This is a genomic window from Variovorax sp. 38R (assembly GCF_014843395.1).
GTDB lineage: Bacteria > Pseudomonadota > Gammaproteobacteria > Burkholderiales > Burkholderiaceae_C > Variovorax > Variovorax paradoxus_H.
Map to the genome: position 1 here is coordinate 1,628,160 of NZ_CP062121.1, position 15,922 is coordinate 1,644,081.

14 protein-coding genes and 2 tRNA genes are annotated in these 15,922 nt (G+C 68.7%); 10 read left to right on the forward strand and 6 right to left on the reverse strand.

What is annotated here, in order from left to right:
- Positions 1-48 precede the first annotated feature (48 nt).
- The 3 genes from IG196_RS07190 (at position 49) to IG196_RS07200 (ending at position 1,339) form a co-directional block, all read left to right on the forward strand.
- Positions 49-516 carry a DUF4124 domain-containing protein gene (locus tag IG196_RS07190; RefSeq protein ID WP_192195587.1) on the forward strand — a complete coding sequence of 156 codons (468 nt, stop codon included), beginning with the start codon at positions 49-51 and terminating at the stop codon, positions 514-516.
- A gap of 39 nt (positions 517-555) precedes the next feature.
- Positions 556-1,020 carry a ribonuclease HI family protein gene (locus IG196_RS07195; protein WP_192195588.1) on the forward strand — a complete coding sequence of 155 codons (465 nt, stop codon included), beginning with the start codon at positions 556-558 and terminating at the stop codon, positions 1,018-1,020.
- Positions 1,021-1,084: 64 nt separating this feature from the next.
- Positions 1,085-1,339, forward strand: coding sequence for a DUF3297 family protein (locus IG196_RS07200; protein WP_101492608.1), 255 nt, complete (start codon positions 1,085-1,087; stop codon positions 1,337-1,339).
- Positions 1,340-1,363: 24 nt separating this feature from the next.
- Here IG196_RS07200 and IG196_RS07205 read toward each other — a convergent pair whose 3' ends face one another.
- A complete protein-coding gene (locus tag IG196_RS07205) occupies positions 1,364-2,401 on the reverse strand; it encodes a DUF2272 domain-containing protein (protein ID WP_192195589.1) in 1,038 nt (345 codons plus the stop codon).
- 90 nt (positions 2,402-2,491) lie between these two features.
- On the opposite strand from IG196_RS07205, the gene IG196_RS07210 reads away from it, so the two are divergent.
- Entirely contained in the window at positions 2,492-3,493 is a 1,002-nt protein-coding gene (locus tag IG196_RS07210) for an alpha/beta hydrolase (RefSeq protein WP_192195590.1), read from the forward strand.
- A gap of 5 nt (positions 3,494-3,498) precedes the next feature.
- On the opposite strand, the gene IG196_RS07215 is transcribed toward IG196_RS07210, so the two are convergent.
- The gene (locus tag IG196_RS07215; protein WP_192195591.1) at positions 3,499-3,786 is read right to left on the reverse strand and encodes a hypothetical protein; all 288 of its coding nucleotides are present in this window, start codon (positions 3,784-3,786) and stop codon (positions 3,499-3,501) included.
- 124 nt (positions 3,787-3,910) lie between these two features.
- Positions 3,911-3,986: transfer RNA gene (locus IG196_RS07220), tRNA-Lys, on the reverse strand.
- 149 nt (positions 3,987-4,135) lie between these two features.
- Here IG196_RS07220 and IG196_RS07225 point away from each other — a divergent pair.
- Positions 4,136-4,843 (forward strand): SDR family NAD(P)-dependent oxidoreductase, encoded by a 708-nt coding sequence (locus IG196_RS07225; protein WP_192195592.1) that lies wholly within the window; start codon positions 4,136-4,138, stop codon positions 4,841-4,843.
- 75 nt (positions 4,844-4,918) lie between these two features.
- Here IG196_RS07225 and IG196_RS07230 read toward each other — a convergent pair.
- Positions 4,919-4,994 (reverse strand) — tRNA-Ala (locus IG196_RS07230).
- Between the two features lie 89 nt (positions 4,995-5,083).
- Between IG196_RS07230 and IG196_RS07235 the strand changes: the two genes are divergently transcribed.
- The gene (locus IG196_RS07235; RefSeq protein ID WP_192195593.1) at positions 5,084-5,950 is read left to right on the forward strand and encodes an alpha/beta hydrolase; all 867 of its coding nucleotides are present in this window, start codon (positions 5,084-5,086) and stop codon (positions 5,948-5,950) included.
- Positions 5,951-5,984: 34 nt separating this feature from the next.
- Here the strand turns inward: IG196_RS07235 and IG196_RS07240 are convergent, their stop codons facing one another.
- Positions 5,985-6,962: a GMP reductase gene (locus IG196_RS07240; protein ID WP_101492602.1), complete on the reverse strand. Its 978-nt coding sequence runs from the start codon at positions 6,960-6,962 to the stop codon at positions 5,985-5,987.
- Between the two features lie 220 nt (positions 6,963-7,182).
- Positions 7,183-7,836, reverse strand: coding sequence for an OmpW/AlkL family protein (locus IG196_RS07245; RefSeq protein ID WP_192195594.1), 654 nt, complete (start codon positions 7,834-7,836; stop codon positions 7,183-7,185).
- Between the two features lie 204 nt (positions 7,837-8,040).
- Here IG196_RS07245 and IG196_RS07250 point away from each other — a divergent pair, with 204 nt between their 5' ends.
- The 4 genes from IG196_RS07250 to IG196_RS07260 all read left to right on the forward strand — a co-directional run bounded on the left by IG196_RS07250 (position 8,041) and on the right by IG196_RS07260 (position 15,916).
- Complete coding sequence (locus tag IG196_RS07250) at positions 8,041-10,494, forward strand: UvrD-helicase domain-containing protein (RefSeq protein ID WP_101492600.1); 2,454 nt, start codon at positions 8,041-8,043, stop codon at positions 10,492-10,494.
- 108 nt (positions 10,495-10,602) lie between these two features.
- Entirely contained in the window at positions 10,603-12,885 is a 2,283-nt protein-coding gene (locus tag IG196_RS31975) for a DUF2339 domain-containing protein (RefSeq protein ID WP_225616950.1), read from the forward strand.
- Between the two features lie 29 nt (positions 12,886-12,914).
- Positions 12,915-14,438, forward strand: coding sequence for a DUF2339 domain-containing protein (locus IG196_RS31980; protein WP_263864238.1), 1,524 nt, complete (start codon positions 12,915-12,917; stop codon positions 14,436-14,438).
- Positions 14,435-15,916 carry a DUF3999 domain-containing protein gene (locus IG196_RS07260; RefSeq protein WP_192195595.1) on the forward strand — a complete coding sequence of 494 codons (1,482 nt, stop codon included), beginning with the start codon at positions 14,435-14,437 and terminating at the stop codon, positions 15,914-15,916. The genes IG196_RS31980 and IG196_RS07260 overlap by 4 nt, the downstream gene beginning before the upstream one ends.
- Positions 15,917-15,922: the final 6 nt, after the last annotated feature.

A 15,922-nucleotide genomic window follows, 5' to 3' on the forward strand; every position in this document is an offset into this window, starting at 1 on the left:
TTCTTTCGCTTGTTCGCGCGCCCGCGCACTGTTACAAAGAGCGTCTCCATGCGTTCGCCCTCCATCCTTTTCGTTTCGCTGCTCTGGCTTGTTGCGGCCGCACCGGCCGCGCAGGCGGAGGTGGTGCGCTGCACCGACGTCGACGGCCGCATCGTCTACACCGACGGCGCCTGCCCGTCGGGCACCAAGCAGTCGCGGCAGTTGCGGATCGACGAGCCGCCGCCTGGACCGTCGCGTGCGCCGGGCGACGAGGACACACCTCGCCGGCCGAACTACGCGGCACCGTCCGCACCGCCGCCGCAGCCTGCGCCCTCGGGCCCGGCCATCATTCCGCGCTATCCGGTGGGCGAGGCGCCTGCGGTCGACCCGGGGCCGACCTACATCTGGGGTGGCGATCCGTACTACGGCGCGCCGCGCCCCGGCTACCACCGGCCACCGCGTCCCCCGCATGACCCGGGGCCGCCGCCCGGCCAGCGGCCGTGCAATCTCGCGGGCATCAAGCGCAGCAACTGCTGAGCGCGTTCGTCGCTTTCCTTCGCTTCCTTCTTTTTCTCCATGACCGTTGCCGCGCCCGAGCGCCTTCCCCCGTGGGTCGTCCACTGCGACGGCAGCGCCATGCCGAACCCCGGGCGCATGGGCATCGGCGTCGTCATCACCCAGCCCGACGGCACGCGCCACACCTTCTCGCAGGCCACGCACACCACGGGCTGCAACAACGAGGCCGAGCTGCGGGCGCTCACGCTTGCGCTGCGCGAGCTGCAGGCGCGCGGCGCCACGGCGGTGCAGGCCTACAGCGACAACAGCACGCTGGTCGAGCAGTTGAGCGGCGGTGCCGACGTGCGGCCGATCGTGCGCATGGCGCCGCTGTTCGATGAAGCGCGCATGCTGTTGCAGGGCTTCGACGAGGCGCACGTGCAATGGATTCCGCGCCACCGCAACGCCGAGGCCGACGCGCTCGCACGGGCCGCGCTGGGCTTCGGGCCGAAGCCACCGCCCAAGGCCTGGAAGAAGCGCCGCTAGAAGCACTCGGAGCGGCAGGGCGGCAGGTTCTATCATTCGGGTCGATTCAGAAACCTGTTTGCCCATGACCGACGAAGCCACCTCCAAGCCCGCATTGCCCGATCACCTCTCGACCGATCCGCGCAGCCCGCACCACATTCCCGCCGTGTTCGAGCATCCCATCGGCATCCGCTTCAACGGCAAGGACCGCCTGGACGTCGAGGAATACTGCATCAGCGAAGGCTGGATCAAGGTGCCCGCCGGCCGCACGCTGGACCGCAAGGGCCATCCGCTGCTGATCAAGCTCAAGGGCGCTGTCGAGGTGTACTACCGCGACTGACGCTTGGGGGTGCGTTGCCCTCTCTCAACGCCACTGCAGCAGCAGCGACCACGGCTGTCGGCTCATGTGGCGATCGACGCACGCAGCGCTGCCCGTCGTGCAGCCCTCGGGCAAGTAGCTCGGGTCCAGCAGCCGCGTGCCGGGCGCAAAGGCCAGGCGCCGCCACGTGACCGACTGCAGCACGTTGCCGCCCACGGCGTCGAAGCCCGCATCGTCCACGCTCACCACCACATCACAGTGCATCGGCAACGGCGCGCCGCCTGTGGGGCGGCCGGCGAGCACTTCGCCGATCTGTGCGAAGCGCTCGAGCGACGCACCACGCGCGCCACGTGCATGGCAGACCAGATCGCCCGGGCGCGGCGACGTGCGCATCAGGTCGCAGGCGCGCAAGGCTTGCGGTGTTGCGCGGCCCGCCGCCTCGTCGATGCCGGCCTGCCATGCGGCACCCGCGTAGTCGACGTGGGCCTCGGAAAAGACGAACTCGTCGGCGCCGAGCCCGGCCTCGCGCGCCACCCAGCTGATGAACGCGGCGGACCAGGGCGTGTCGATCACCGCGACGCGTTGCAGGGCCGTCTCGATCGCGCGCTGGTCCGATGAGTCCAGCCCCTGGTCGGGGCCGACGCCGAGGCCTTGCAGGCGTGCCGCGCTCGCCCGATTGAGCGCATCGGTCAGCAGCGTGCGATCGGCTGCGCGCAGGGCGCCGAAGCGCACGAGAGACGGCAGCCGCGCACCCGACGGATCGACCGCGCGCCAGTAGCTCAGCACGCGTTGCCATGCGGGCAGCGCGCCGGCGGGATAGCGCGTGTCTTCCGCTTCCGAATAGCCGGACTCGGTGAGCCGGCCTTCGGCGTCCATGGTCTGGCTGCCGAAGGCGGTGTGCTCTTGGCGGGCCAACGCGGCCATCGCGAGGGCGCGTGCCGGCGGCGGAATATGCGAGGCCGTGGCAAGACAGCCGGCGGCGGCCGATGCGAGGGTGGGCGCCGCCGTGAACACCAGGGCCACGCACAGCGTGCGTGCGGCGCAGCGCAGCGTGGGTCTGTGAGCGAAGGGCAGTGGCGGCATGTGAGGCGAGCATAGCGGGGTGATCCCTGCGGCACGCAGAATGCAGGGGCGCTCCTGAAGCGCCGGACCGACCGGCGCAGGCGCTCCACCGTGAAGCTCAAGAACATCCTGCTGTCGGTCCTCGCCGTCATCACCGGCCTCGTGATCGCGGGCTATGCCGCGTTCCAGTGGAGTCCGTGGCCGTCGGTGCTGATGATCCGTTATGCCTTCGGCAAGGGATCGGACGCCGCATCGCAGTCGCTGCAGAAGCACGTGCCGCCCGGCATCGCGGCGGTGCTCGACCAGCGCTATGACGAGGCCGATCCCGATGCCTACCTTGACGTGTTCCGCCCGGTCTCGGCGGGCGACCGGCCCTTGCCCGCGGTGGTGTGGGTGCACGGCGGCGCCTGGGTCTCGGGCCATCGGCGCGACGTGGCCAACTACGCGCGCGTGCTGGCGGGGCAGGGCTTCACCGTGGTGGCTGTCGGCTATTCGATCGCACCCGGCCAGGGCTACCCGGTGCCGGTGCGACAGGTGAACTCGGCGCTGGGGTATCTCGTGCGGGAATCAGCGAGGCTCGGTGTGGACCCCACGCGGCTCGTGCTTGCCGGCGACTCGGCGGGCGCGCACATCGTTGCGCAGGTTGCGAATGCCGTGGCGGTGCCCAGCTACGCGAAAGCCGTCGGCCTTGCACCTGTCATCGCGCGCGAGCAGCTGCGCGGCTTGCTGTTGCACTGCGGCGCCTACGACGCCGCGCAGGCGAAGCTCGATGGTGCATTCGGCGGCTTTCTGCGGACCGTGTTCTGGTCGTACAGCGGCAGCAAGAATTTCCAGCATGCGCCGGCCTTCGAGACCGCGTCGGTGCGCCGCTATGTGACCGGGGCTTTTCCGCCGTCGTTCATCACTGCGGGCAACGGCGATCCGCTCGAAGGGCAGTCGCGTTCGATGGCCGAGACGTTGACAGCGAAGGGCGTGCAGGTCGACAGCCTGTTCTTCCCCGCCGACCAGACGCCGGCGTTGCCGCACGAGTACCAGTTCAACCTCGACGATGCGCCGGGGCGGCTCGCACTGGAGCGCTCGCTGCAGTTTCTTCGGCGCGTCATGGCGCCGTAGCGACGTCAGGCCTGGGGCTTCTTGCTCGGCAGATCGCCTTCGCGCAGCTTGCGGCCGACCCACATGAGGCCGGTGGCGTAGTCGGCGCTGCCGACCTGCACGCCGCCGACGGTGCGCAGCGCGCCGGTGCCGTCATCGGTGGCCGGGCCTTCGCCCGTGAGGTCACCGGGGACGAGAAGGCGGCCGTCTTTCAGGAAGTCGGCGATGCGCAACTGGCGCATGCCGCGGCCCCAATGCCAGTGCTGCTTGAGGTCGAAGGATGTCGGCGATGACGCGGGTTTGGATTTCTTCACGGGATGTCGGGGAGAGGCTTGCGAAGGGTAGCGTTGGCGCAAGCAAACGTACAAGTGAACGCACCATGAAAAAAGCCTGCTACTTTGTGGGTAGCAGGCTTTTCAGCGTTTCCGCGATGTTGGTTGGTGGGCCCTGAGTGACTCGAACACTCGACCTACGGATTAAGAGTCCGCTGCTCTACCAACTGAGCTAAGAGCCCTTGCTTTGAAAACCGTTAGTGTTTTCTGGCAAGACCACGAGTATATATCAATTTTTTTGGCACTTCAAAAACTTTCAGCACATTTGTACGAGGGCGTTAGGATGCGCGACCGTCGGGCCTGGCCCCGCCCCCTATCCGAGGAGTTTTCGATGAGCGATGCAAGCACCACCCCCCATGTCCTGATCACCGGCGCCGCGGGCGCACTGGGCCGGGCCGTGGCCCAGCACTTTCTTGAGCAGGGCGCGCGGCTCGCGCTGGTCGACCACCACGCGGGTCGCCTGGCCGAAGTCTTTCCGGGCCTGGACAACTCGCAGCACCTGCTGCTCGCCGGTGACGTGACTTCGGCGCCCGACATGGCCGCGCTCACCGGCCAGGTGCTGCAGGCTTTCGGCCGCGTCGATGCGCTGGTGCACATCGCCGGCGGCTTCGAGATGGGCGAGGCGACGCATGCGCTCACGCGCGAGAGCTGGGACCGGATGATGAACCTCAACGCTTGGTCGTTCGTCGCCGTGACGCAGGCCGTGCTGCCTTCGATGATCGAGCGCCGCGCGGGCCGCATCATCGCGGTGACGGCGAAGGTGGCGGCGCGCGGCCTGCCGGCGATGGCGGCCTACATCGCATCGAAGAGCGCGCTGCAGCGCCTCGTGGAATCGATGGCGGCCGAGGCCGCGCCGCACGGCGTGAACATCAACAGCGTCGCGCCCAGCGTGCTCGACACGCCGGCCAACCGCCAGGCGATGCCTGATGCGAATCCGGCGGAGTGGGTTTCCACGACGGTCGCGGCGCAGACCATCGGCTTCCTGGCGTCGCCGGGCGCCGCAGCGCTGCACGGCCAGCACCTGACGCTCGACGCCTGATATTCCCCGTCGACAACGCACAGCTGCAAACGAAAAAGGCCTTGGCGATTGCCAAGGCCTTTTTGCTGGGTCGGTTGGTGGAGAGGATGAGGATCGAACTCACGACCTCCGCATTGCGAACGCGGCGCTCTCCCAGCTGAGCTACCCCCCCAACACACCCCGCATTTTATCCAGCCACGCATTTCCATGCACGCTGTCGTGCCAAGATGCCGGCTGGAAAAAACTAGGAGCAAGCACCGCATGGAAGCGCACGATCCCGCCTGGCTGGAAGGCATGTACAACAACCTGGCGCGGGTGAAGGACCACCCCGCGTACTTCGCGCGCTGGGCCCGCGATTCCGCCGCGGCGCGCGACACGCTGCCGTGCCGCATCGATGTGCCCTACGGCACCGGTCCGAACGAAACGCTCGATGTCTTTCCGGCGCCCGTGCCCGATGCGCCGGTGCTGGTCTTCATTCACGGCGGCTACTGGCGCGCGATGGACAAGAAGGACCATTCGTTCATCAGCCCCGCCTTCCACGACCGCGGCATCTGCGTGGTGCAGCCCAACTACGCGCTGTGCCCGGGCCCGGTCGACCAGCCGGTGACCGTGCCGGGCATCCTGCTGCAGATGGTGCGGGCGCTCGAATGGACCTGGCGCCACGTGGCGGCGCATGGCGGCGACCCGTCGCGCATCACCGTCGCCGGACATTCCGCGGGCGGCCACATGGCTGCGGCGTTGCTGGCCTGCGACTGGAAGGCGGTCGCGCCCGATCTGCCCGCGCAGCTCGTGCGCAATGCGTTGTCGGTGTCGGGGTTGTTCGACCTGCGGCCGCTGCAGCGCACGCCGTTCCTCGAGCACACGCTGAAGCTCACCGATGCCGACGCGCGGTGCGCAAGCCCGGCGCTGTGGCCTGCGCCGGCGCGCGGCCAGCTCTATGCGGCGGTGGGGGGCAACGAGAGCGCCGAGTTCCTGCGCCACAACGCGATGATCCGAGAGGCCTGGGGCCGCCACACCGTGCCGGTGTGCGAGGTGCTGCCGGGGCTCGACCACTTCGGCGTGGTCGATGCGCTGGCCGATCCGGCCCATGCGCTGCACCGCTACGCAGTGCAGTTGCTCGAGGCCTGAAAAGAGAGACGGGCGGACAGGCCGCCCGTCGCGCTCACATCAGCAGGTGTTCGCCTGCGTTGTCGCCGCCCAGCGTGACGTAGTTGACCTTGCGGATGTCCATCAGCGTGCGGCCGCCCGCGTAGCTGATCGAGCTCTGCACGTCCTGCTCCATCTCGACCAGCGTGTCTGCCAGCTTGCCCTTGATGGGCTCGAGGATGCGCTTGCCTTCGACGTGCTTGTATTCGCCCTTGTTGAAGTCGCTGGCCGAGCCGTAGTACTCCTTGAAGAGCGCGCCGTCGACGTCGACCGTCTTGCCCGGCGACTCTTCGTGGCCCGCGAACAGCGAGCCGATCATGACCATCGATGCGCCGAAGCGGATGCTCTTGGCGATGTCGCCGTGGTCGCGGATGCCGCCGTCGGCAATGATCGGCTTGGTGGCCACGCGCGCGCACCACTTGAGCGCCGACAGCTGCCAGCCGCCCGTACCGAAGCCGGTCTTGAGCTTGGTGATGCAGACCTTGCCCGGGCCGATGCCGACCTTGGTGGCGTCGGCGCCCCAGTTCTCCAGGTCGATCACGGCTTCGGGCGTGCCGACGTTGCCGGCGATCACGAACGACTTCGGCAGCTTGGCCTTGAGGTAGCCGATCATGTTCTTCACGCTGTCGGCATGGCCGTGCGCGATGTCGATCGTGATGTATTCGGGCACGAGGCCTTGGGCGACCATCTGGTCGACCGTGTCGTAGTCGGGCTTCTTCACGCCGAGCGAGATCGAGGCGAACACGCCCTTGCCCTGCATGTCCTTCACGAACTGGATGTTGTCCAGGTCGAAGCGGTGCATCACGTAGAAATAACCGTTCTGCGCGAGCCACAGGCAGATCGACTCGTCGACCACCGTTTTCATGTTGGCTGGCACCACCGGCAGGCGGAAAGTGCGCTCGCCCAGCGTGACGCTGGCGTCGCATTCCGAGCGGCTCTCCACGCGGCATTTGCGCGGCAGCAGAAGGATGTTGTCGTAATCGAAGATTTGCATGACCAGGCTCCAGAAAGGAATCGTTGAGTGGAACGAATGAGCGCTTGGTCCGGCCGGTTCTCGCGGTCGCGTCATGAAAATGACGGCCAAAAAAAACCGGACGCAAGAAACTTGGGCCCGGTGATTGATTTTACGGCCATGGTCGCGATGCGCAAGTCGCCGGGTCGTATTGACCCTATGGGTTGCTGCGTATACCCGACGACCAGGGTGCGGTTCTTCGTCAGAACCGGTAGCCGACGCCCACGCCGAACAGCCACGGGTCGACCTTCACGGTCGACAGCTGCACGCCGTTCATGTTCACGGCACTGCGGATGCGCAGCTTCTTCACGTCGAGGTTGAGGTAGGTGTTCTTCGCCACCTCGATGTCGACGCCGGCGCCCATCGCAAAGCCGAAGCTTTCGTTCTGCAGCTGAAGCCGGCCGACCGTCGGCACCTGCAGGTTGACGCTGCTCAGGCGCGTGTAGTTCAGGCCCGCGCCGACGTACGGCCGGATCTTTGCGGTCGGCATGAAGTGGTACTGCAGCATCAACGAGGGCGGCAGGTGCTTGAAGGTGCCGATGTCCACCGGGCCGCCCAGCGCGCTCTGCTGCACGGTGACCGTCTGTTTCTGCGGCACCGTCAGCACCAGCTCGGCGGCGATGTTCGGCGTGAAGAAGTAGGTGACGTCGAGCTCGGGGATGGTCTTGCTGTTGATGGTGATGGCGTCGGCCGGAATCGACAGGTCGGCCACCGGGGCCGAATGGTTCGCCGGCTTCAGGTACACGGCGCGGGCGCGCACCAGCCAGTTGCCTTGCGTTTCCTGTGCCGCGGCCGGCAGGGCCGCCGTGGCGGCGAGCAGGGCGGCGATGCAGGCGGGGGCGAGTTTCTTTTGCATGTGTTCTGTTTTCCAGTGACGGCCGGCGCGCAGGGCCGGCAACTGGAAGGCAGTCTCCCGCTGCGTCGGGCCGCGCCGCTTGATCTGCCGCAAGCGCGGCAGGCCTGCGCCCGCCAGCAGGCGCTGCCTTGATCCAGGTCATGCCCGCAAGGTCACCCCGGCCCGGCGGCGCCCGCGGCGGGGCAGCTTTCTACAATGGAGCCCATGCTCCCTCACGACCTGTTTTCCGGCGCGTCCGCAGCCGATGCGGGCGGCCCTGCCTCGCCGTTGCTGAACAACCTCAACGCCGAGCAGCTTGCTGCCGTCACGCTGCCCGCGGGCAACGCGCTCATCCTCGCTGGTGCCGGCTCCGGCAAGACGCGGGTGCTTACCACCCGCATCGCGTGGCTGTTGCAGACGGGGCAGGTGTCCGCCGGCGGCATCCTGGCCGTCACCTTCACCAACAAGGCCGCCAAGGAAATGATGACGCGGCTGACCTCGATGCTGCCCGTCAACGTGCGCGGCATGTGGATCGGCACCTTCCACGGCTTGTGCAACCGCCTGCTGCGCGCGCACTGGAAGCTGGCCAACCTGCCCTCGACCTTCCAGATCCTCGACACGCAGGACCAGCTCTCGGCCATCAAGCGCCTGATGAAGCAGTTCAACGTCGACGACGAGCGCTTTCCGGCCAAGCAGACGCAGTGGTTCATCGCCGGCGCCAAGGAAGACGGCCTGCGTCCCGGCGACATGCAAGCGCGCAGCGACGACGACCGCAAGAAGGTCGAGCTCTACCAGCTGTACGAAGAGCAGTGCCAGCGCGAAGGCGTGGTCGACTTCGGCGAGCTGATGCTGCGCAGCTACGAGCTGCTGCGCGACAACGACCCGGTGCGCGAGCACTACCAGCGGCGCTTTCGCCACATCATGGTCGACGAGTTCCAGGACACCAACCGCCTGCAGTACGCGTGGCTGAAGATGCTCTCGGGCCACACCGCCGCCGGCGGCCACTTCACGCCCGGTGAGCACAACAGCGTGATCGCCGTGGGCGATGACGACCAGAGCATCTATGCCTTCCGCGGTGCGCGCGTGGGCAACATGACCGACTTCGTGCGCGAGTTCAATGTGCGCCACCAGATCATCCTGGAGCAGAACTACCGCAGCTACAGCAACATCCTCGATTCGGCCAACGAGCTGATCAGCCACAACAAGAAGCGCCTGGGCAAGAACCTGCGCACCGAGCAGGGCCCGGGCGAGCCGGTGCGCGTGTACGAATCGCCCACCGATCTTGCCGAGGCGCAGTGGATGGTCGAAGAGATGCGCCAACTGGTGCGCGACGGCTTCGACCGCAAGGAAATGGCCGTGCTCTACCGCAGCAATGCGCAGAGCCGGGTGATTGAAACGGCGCTGTTCAACGCCTCGGTGCCGTACCGCGTGTACGGCGGCCTGCGCTTCTTCGAGCGCGCCGAAATCAAGCACGCGCTGGCCTACCTGCGCCTGCTCGAGAACAAGGACGACGACACCAGCTTCCTGCGCGTCGTCAACTTTCCGCCGCGCGGCATCGGCGCACGCACGCTCGAAAGCCTGCAGGACGCGTCACGCGCCGCCGGGCGCTCGCTGCACGACGCGGTGAGCGCGGTCGGCGGCAAGGCCGGCTCGAACCTCACGGCCTTCGTCGCCAAGATCGACGTGCTGCGCGAGCAGACGCAAGGCGTGAGCCTGCGCGAGATCATCGAGCTGGTGCTCGACCACAGCGGCCTTGTCGAGCACTACAAGGCCGACCGTGAAGGCGCCGACCGCCTCGAAAACTTGGACGAACTCGTGAACGCGGCCGAAAGCTTCGTCACGCAGGAAGGCTTCGGCCGCGATGCCGTGGCGCTGCCGGTCGACGAGCTGCGCCAGTCGCTCGCGAGCCAGGGCATCGACCTGACCCGCCCCGTGCTCGACGAGCCGCTGGCACCCGATGCCGAAACGGGCGAAACGCTGAGCCCGCTCGCGGCCTTTTTGACGCACGCGGCGCTCGAGTCGGGCGACAACCAGGCGCAGGCCGGCCAGGACGCGGTGCAGCTCATGACCGTGCACGCCGCCAAGGGCCTGGAGTTCGACTGCGTGTTCATCACCGGCATGGAAGAGGGCCTGTTCCCGCACGAGAACTCGATGAGCGATTTCGAGAGTCTCGAGGAAGAGCGCCGCCTGATGTACGTGGCGATCACGCGCGCGCGCAAGCGCCTGTACCTGAGCCACTCGCAGACGCGCATGCTGCACGGCCAGACCCGCTACAACGTCAAGAGCCGCTTCTTCGACGAGCTGCCCGAAAGTGCGCTCAAGTGGCTCACGCCGAAGAACCAGGGCTTTGCGCCTTCGGCCTTCGGCTATGGCGGCGGCTACGGCAGCACGCGCGGTGGTGCCGGTGGCTACGGTGGTGGTGGGGGCGGCGGCAACCGCTACAGCGGAGGCGGCAGCAGCGCCGGCAAGGACACCTTCGCCAGCCCGCCCGTGCCGCCGCAGAAGACCGCGCCGTCGCACGGTTTGCGCTCGGGCATGCAGGTGTTCCACAACAAGTTCGGCGAGGGCACGGTGACCGCGCTCGAAGGCACCGGCGACGACGCGCGGGCGCAGGTGAAGTTCGCGCGCCACGGCGTGAAGTGGCTGGCACTGTCGGTGGCGAAGCTCACGCCTGTTTAGATTTGCTACAAAAGTTGTAGCTGACTGCAAAGGCGGGGCGGGCGTTGGAGCGCCTTTCGCCTGAAGCAGTCGTACACTCCGGGCTCGCCAAAACAAGGGGAGTCAGGGATGTGGTTCGTAGGCATGATGGCCGGCCTGTTCATTGGGGCGATGCTCGAATCGCTGCCCATGGCGTTGCTTCTCGCGCTCGTCGGCGCGCTCGCGTTCCAGAAGCTGTTCGGCAAGAAGAAAAAGGACGCGCCGCAGCGCACCGAGGCTGAAAGCGCGTTGTCGGACGGCCGGGTCGCCAGTCCACCGTCTGCGCCGGCAGGCGCCGTGCTGAAGCTGCAGCAGCGCGTGACCGAACTCGAGGCACGTGTCGGCCAGCTGGAACGCCGGCTCGCGTTGGGCACGGGCGAGGTGCCTGCGGCCCCGGTGGTCACTGCGTCGGTCGGCGATCTCGCCACGTCCATGGCCGGCACGCCGCTCGCGGAGTCGCCTTCACTGCCCTTGGGCCCGCCGGCCACTGCACGCGCCGCGGAGATGGCGCGGCCGCGCATCGCGACCCTGCAAGTCCCGCCGCCTGTCGTGGTTCCCAAGGAGTCCCTTGCGGAAGCGCCGGTCACGCCCGCCGCGCCCCTTACTCCTGCTGTTCCTGTCGCTGAAAAACCCGTCGCAGCACCCCCACCGCCGGTCGCCGTGCCGCCGCTGGTCCGCCGCCCGCCACCGCCGCCGCCACCCCCACCGGTCCCGCTGCGCGACCGCCTGCCCGCGCCGATCGCCAACCTGATCTTCGGCGGCAACATGCTGGTCAAGCTCGGCGTGCTGATCCTGTTCCTCGGCCTGGCCTTCCTGCTGCGTTACACGGCCGAACGCGTCACGGTGCCGATCGAGCTGCGCTACGCCGCGGTCGCGCTGGTGGGCGCGGGCCTGCTGGTGCTGGGCTGGCTGCTGCGCCACAAGCGCGCGGGCTATGCGTTGATCTTGCAGGGCGCGGGCATCGGCGTCTTCTATCTCACGACGCTCGCGGCCATGAAGCTCAGCGGCCTGCTGCCGGCCAGTGTCGGCTTCGCTTTCCTGTTCGGCGTGGCGGTGCTGAGTGCCGCGCTCGCGGTGCTGCAGAACGCGCCTGTGCTCGCGATCGTCGCCGCGCTCGAAGGCTTCGCGGCGCCGGTGCTGGCATCGACCGGCTCGAACCAGCCGGTGGGCCTCTTCACGTACCTGCTCGTGCTCGACGTGGGCATCGTGCTGATCGCGTGGTTCAAGGCCTGGCGCGTGCTGAACCTGATCGGCTTCGTCGGCACCTTCACGCTCGCGGCCGGCTGGGCGCACAAGTACTACACCGACGACCAGTACGGCACTGTGCAGCCGTTCCTGATCGTGTTCTTCCTGCTGTTCACCGCCATCGGTCTGTTCTTTGCGCGCCGCACGCTGTTCGATGCACCGGTGCAGCCCGCGCAGCCGCTCGCGACGCGCGCGCTCGACACCCTGCGCCGCGCCGGCCGGGTCGACAGCTCGCTGGTGTTCGGTACACCGATGGTCGCCTTCGGCATGCAGTACCTGCTGATGCATCCGTGGCCATACGGCGCCGCCTTCTCGGCGATGGCGCTTGCGGCGTTCTATCTCGTGATGGGCCGGCTGGTGTTCGCCACACAGCCCAAGGGCCTCGCGCTGCTGGCGGAGGCGTATGCCATCGTCGGCGTGATCTTCGGCACGCTCGCCATTCCGCTCGGCCTCGAAGGGCAGTGGACCGGCGCGGCGTGGGCGGTCGAGGCGGCCGGCATGTACTGGCTGGGCGCGCGGCAAGGGCGCGTCTATGCGCGCGCCTTCTCGTTCCTGGTGTTCGCCGGCGCGGTGTGGAAGCTGCTCGAAGCCACGCAACTCGACGGGGCGGCGGGGCATCCGCTGCTGCAGGGCTCGGTGATCGGCCCGCTGCTGGTCGCTGTCAGTGCCTTCGCGATGTGGGCCATGCACCGTCGCGCCAAACTCGATGAAGGCGACGGCCTCGAAGCCATCGTCGGCAGCGCCTTGCCGTGGCTCGGCATGGCCGCGCTCACGCTGCTGTTGTGGCAGTGGTTCACGCCGCCCTGGGCCGCGGCGGCGACGGCCGTGCTCGCATCGGTCACCTTCGCTGTTGCCGTGCGCTTCGCGCTGCTGCCGCTCACGTATGTGAGCTTCGGCATGCAGGCGCTGGCGGTGGCGGGCTTCATTGCCACGCTGCACCGTGCGGGCGAGGGGCTCGATGCGAAGCAGGCGCTCGAAAGCGGCTGGCAGGGCGCCGCGGCTGCGTGCCTGATCGCGCTCAGCGTGCTCGGCAGTGCGGCCTGGTCGATGCTGCAGGCGCACCGCACCGCGCGGCACTGGCGCGCGGCGTGCAGCCCGTGTGGTCGCTCGGCAATGTGGTGGGCGTGATCGCGGGCGTAGGCCTGTTGCACCTGGCGATGCTGTTCCAGATCAGCCTCACCCAGGCCGCGCTGCTGTGGCCGCTGACGGCCACCGTCGTGCTGTGGGTGGCGCTGCGCATGGCGCACCTGCCGCTCGCGGCGTTCGCGGGCGTGCTGCATGCGATCTCGGCGCTCCTCTTCATCGTGTTGGCGGAGACGAGCGGCGACATGCGCGTGCTGCGTCCCGCCTTCGGGCATCTCGGCTTCTGGACGCCTGTGGTGCTGGGTCTCACGGCGCTCCTGGGCGGCGACTGGCTGCGCGACGAAGCGCGGCCGCGCGAAGCAGGGGTCGTCGGCACGGCGCGCAAGCGCTGGGTCAACGCGTGGTGCGCGCTGCCTGCGGTGCTGTGGGCGCCGGTGGTCTGGGGCCTGGGCTGGTGGCTGGTCGGCATGCTGGACGAAAGCGTCCGGGTGTTGAGCCTCCATGCGTTGGTGAGCTACGTGCCCGCGGCCGCGATGGCGGTGGTGCTTGTGACGTCCGCGCTGTCCGCGCTCGTGGCGCACCGGCGTGACTGGTCGCAGCTCGGCCGGGCGACGCTGGCCACGCTGCCCGGCTTCGGCCTGATCGCTGCCTATGGCATCGCGGGCGGGCCGACGTTGTTCTACGTGCCATCGAGCGCGCTCGGCTGGATCGCGTGGCCGCTGGCGCTCGTGTGGCACCTGCGCCTGCTGCGCGCACAGAAGCGCTGGCTCGACGCCTCGACGCTGACGCCGTTCCATGTTGCGGGCTTCTGGCTCTTCCTGCTGCTCGCCGCGCGTGAATGCCAGTGGCAACTCGGCCGCATCGGTGCCGAGTGGTCGAGCTGGCAACTGCTGGGCTGGGCCCTCGTGCCGGTGCTCGTGCTGTGGGCGCTGCGCTCGCGCGTGCTGCTGCAGCGCTGGCCGCTCAGCGAGTACCGCAGCGCCTACCTGGAGTTGGCCGCGACGCCGGTGGCGGCGTACCTGCTCGCATGGGTGTGGGTCACCAACGCCGTGAGCGCCGGCGATGCGGCGCCGCTGCCGTATGTGCCGCTGCTCAATCCGCTCGAACTCGCGCAATGGCTCGTGCTGTTCGCGCTGGTGCTCTGGTGGCGCGCGCTGCCGCAGGGTTCGTTCGCGCGGGTGCAGCCGATGGTCGCCAAGGGCGCGGTCGGCTTCACCGGCCTCGCGCTGCTGACCGGCATGGTGCTGCGCACCTGCCACCACTATGCGGGCGTGGCATGGCGCTTCGACGCGCTCTACGCCTCCTGGCTCACGCAGGCGGCGCTGTCGATCACCTGGGCGATCTGCGGCGTGGTCGCGATGGTGCTCGGCCACGGGCGCCGGGTGCGGACCTTGTGGATGGCGGGTGCCGCGCTGCTCGGCGTGGTGGTGCTCAAGCTGTTCTTCGTCGAACTGGCGGACCGCGGCGGGCTGTTCCGCATCGTGTCGTTCATTGCCGTGGGTGTGCTGCTGTTGCTGGTGGGGTACTTCGCGCCGGTGCCACCGAAGAAGGAAGATGCGGAGCCGACGCCGGCGCCGGTTGAAGGAGGTGCGGTATGAGCGGTCGTTCGATTCATGGGGTCCTTGTCGCGCTGATGGCCGCGGCAGGCGCTGCACAGGGGCAGCCGATCACTTCCGCACCCATCGCGCTGCAGGGCGCCGGGCCGTACCACCGGCTCACGCTGCCGCTCGCCATCTACGGCCGCGCCGCCTATGGCGACCTCAGCGATCTGCGGGTCCACAACGCCGCGGGGCATGCCGTGCCCTACGCCTGGTTGCGCAACGAAGCGGCCACGCCGCGCACGGCTTCGCAGGCAGTGCCGATCTTCGCGCTGCCCGGCAACACGGCATCGAGCGACACCGCGCTGGCTTTCACCGTGCGCCCCGACGGCTCTTTGGCGCTGGCCAGCAAGACCGCCGCCAAGCCGAACGACGCGACGCAGTGGCTCATCGACGTGAGCCAGGTCAAGGGCAGCCTGCTGCAGGCGCGCTTCGAGGTCGCGCCCGATGCGCGCGGCCTGTTCGCCTTCCGGCTGGAGGCCAGCGACGACCTGCGGCGATGGCGCCCGGTCAGCGGCGACGAGCAACTGGTGCGCCTGGCGCATGGCGGCCAGACCATCGAGCGCATGGCGGTCGAGTTGGGCAACCTGCGCACGCGCTTCCTGCGCCTGCGCTGGAGCGATCCGCAGCACGGCGCGCCGCTCGCCAAGGTGGAGATCGACAGCGTGCAGGAGGTCGAGCCGGTCGCGCCGATCGAATGGTCCGGCGCGCTGAAGCCGGAGCGTTGCGCAGAGGATTACTGCGACTACCTGCTGCCGCGCGGCCTGCCGGTGCAGAGCCTGCGCATCGACCTCGCCGACATCAACACGCTGGCGCAGGTCGGCGTGTCGGGCCTGGTCGATGCCGCGCCAGCTTCGGCGACGCCGCCGCAGTTCGTGCCGCGCAATCCGCTTTACGCGTTGCGGCACTCGCAGCGCCGAACGACTGCGCTGCCCACGGGCCCGGGCGAGGCGCCGCTGCTCGACACAGTGGTGTACCGCCTCGCGCAAGCCGGCGGCGAAGCGCGTTCGCCGGTGCTGGCGCTCGACGGTGCGGTGTACTCGCGTCTGCGGCTGCGCACCGCTGGCCCGGTGAGCGTGCTCGGCGCAACGCCGCCGACGATTGCCGTGGGGGCCACGCCGCGCACGCTGGTGTTTCTCGCGCAGGGCAGTGCACCGTTCTCGCTCGCATGGCGTGCGGCACCCGACAAGGGCGCGGTTCAAGGGGCGGTGCCGGGTGCGCCGCTCGCGTTGTCCACGCTGATCCCGGGTTATGCCGCGGACAAGCCCGTCGCAGCGGACGGCGCTTCGGTCACGCTGCCTGTGGCGGCGGTCGAGGCCGCTGTCGCAGCGCTCGCGCCGGTTCCCGAGGCGGCACCGCACGATCCGTCGCGCAAGTGGTGGCTCTGGGGGGCGCTGGGTGGGGGCCTGCTGTTGCTCGCAGGCATGGCGTGGTCGCTGTTCGCGAGCCTGCGCAAGGACGGGGCTGCAACCGACTGAGCGGCC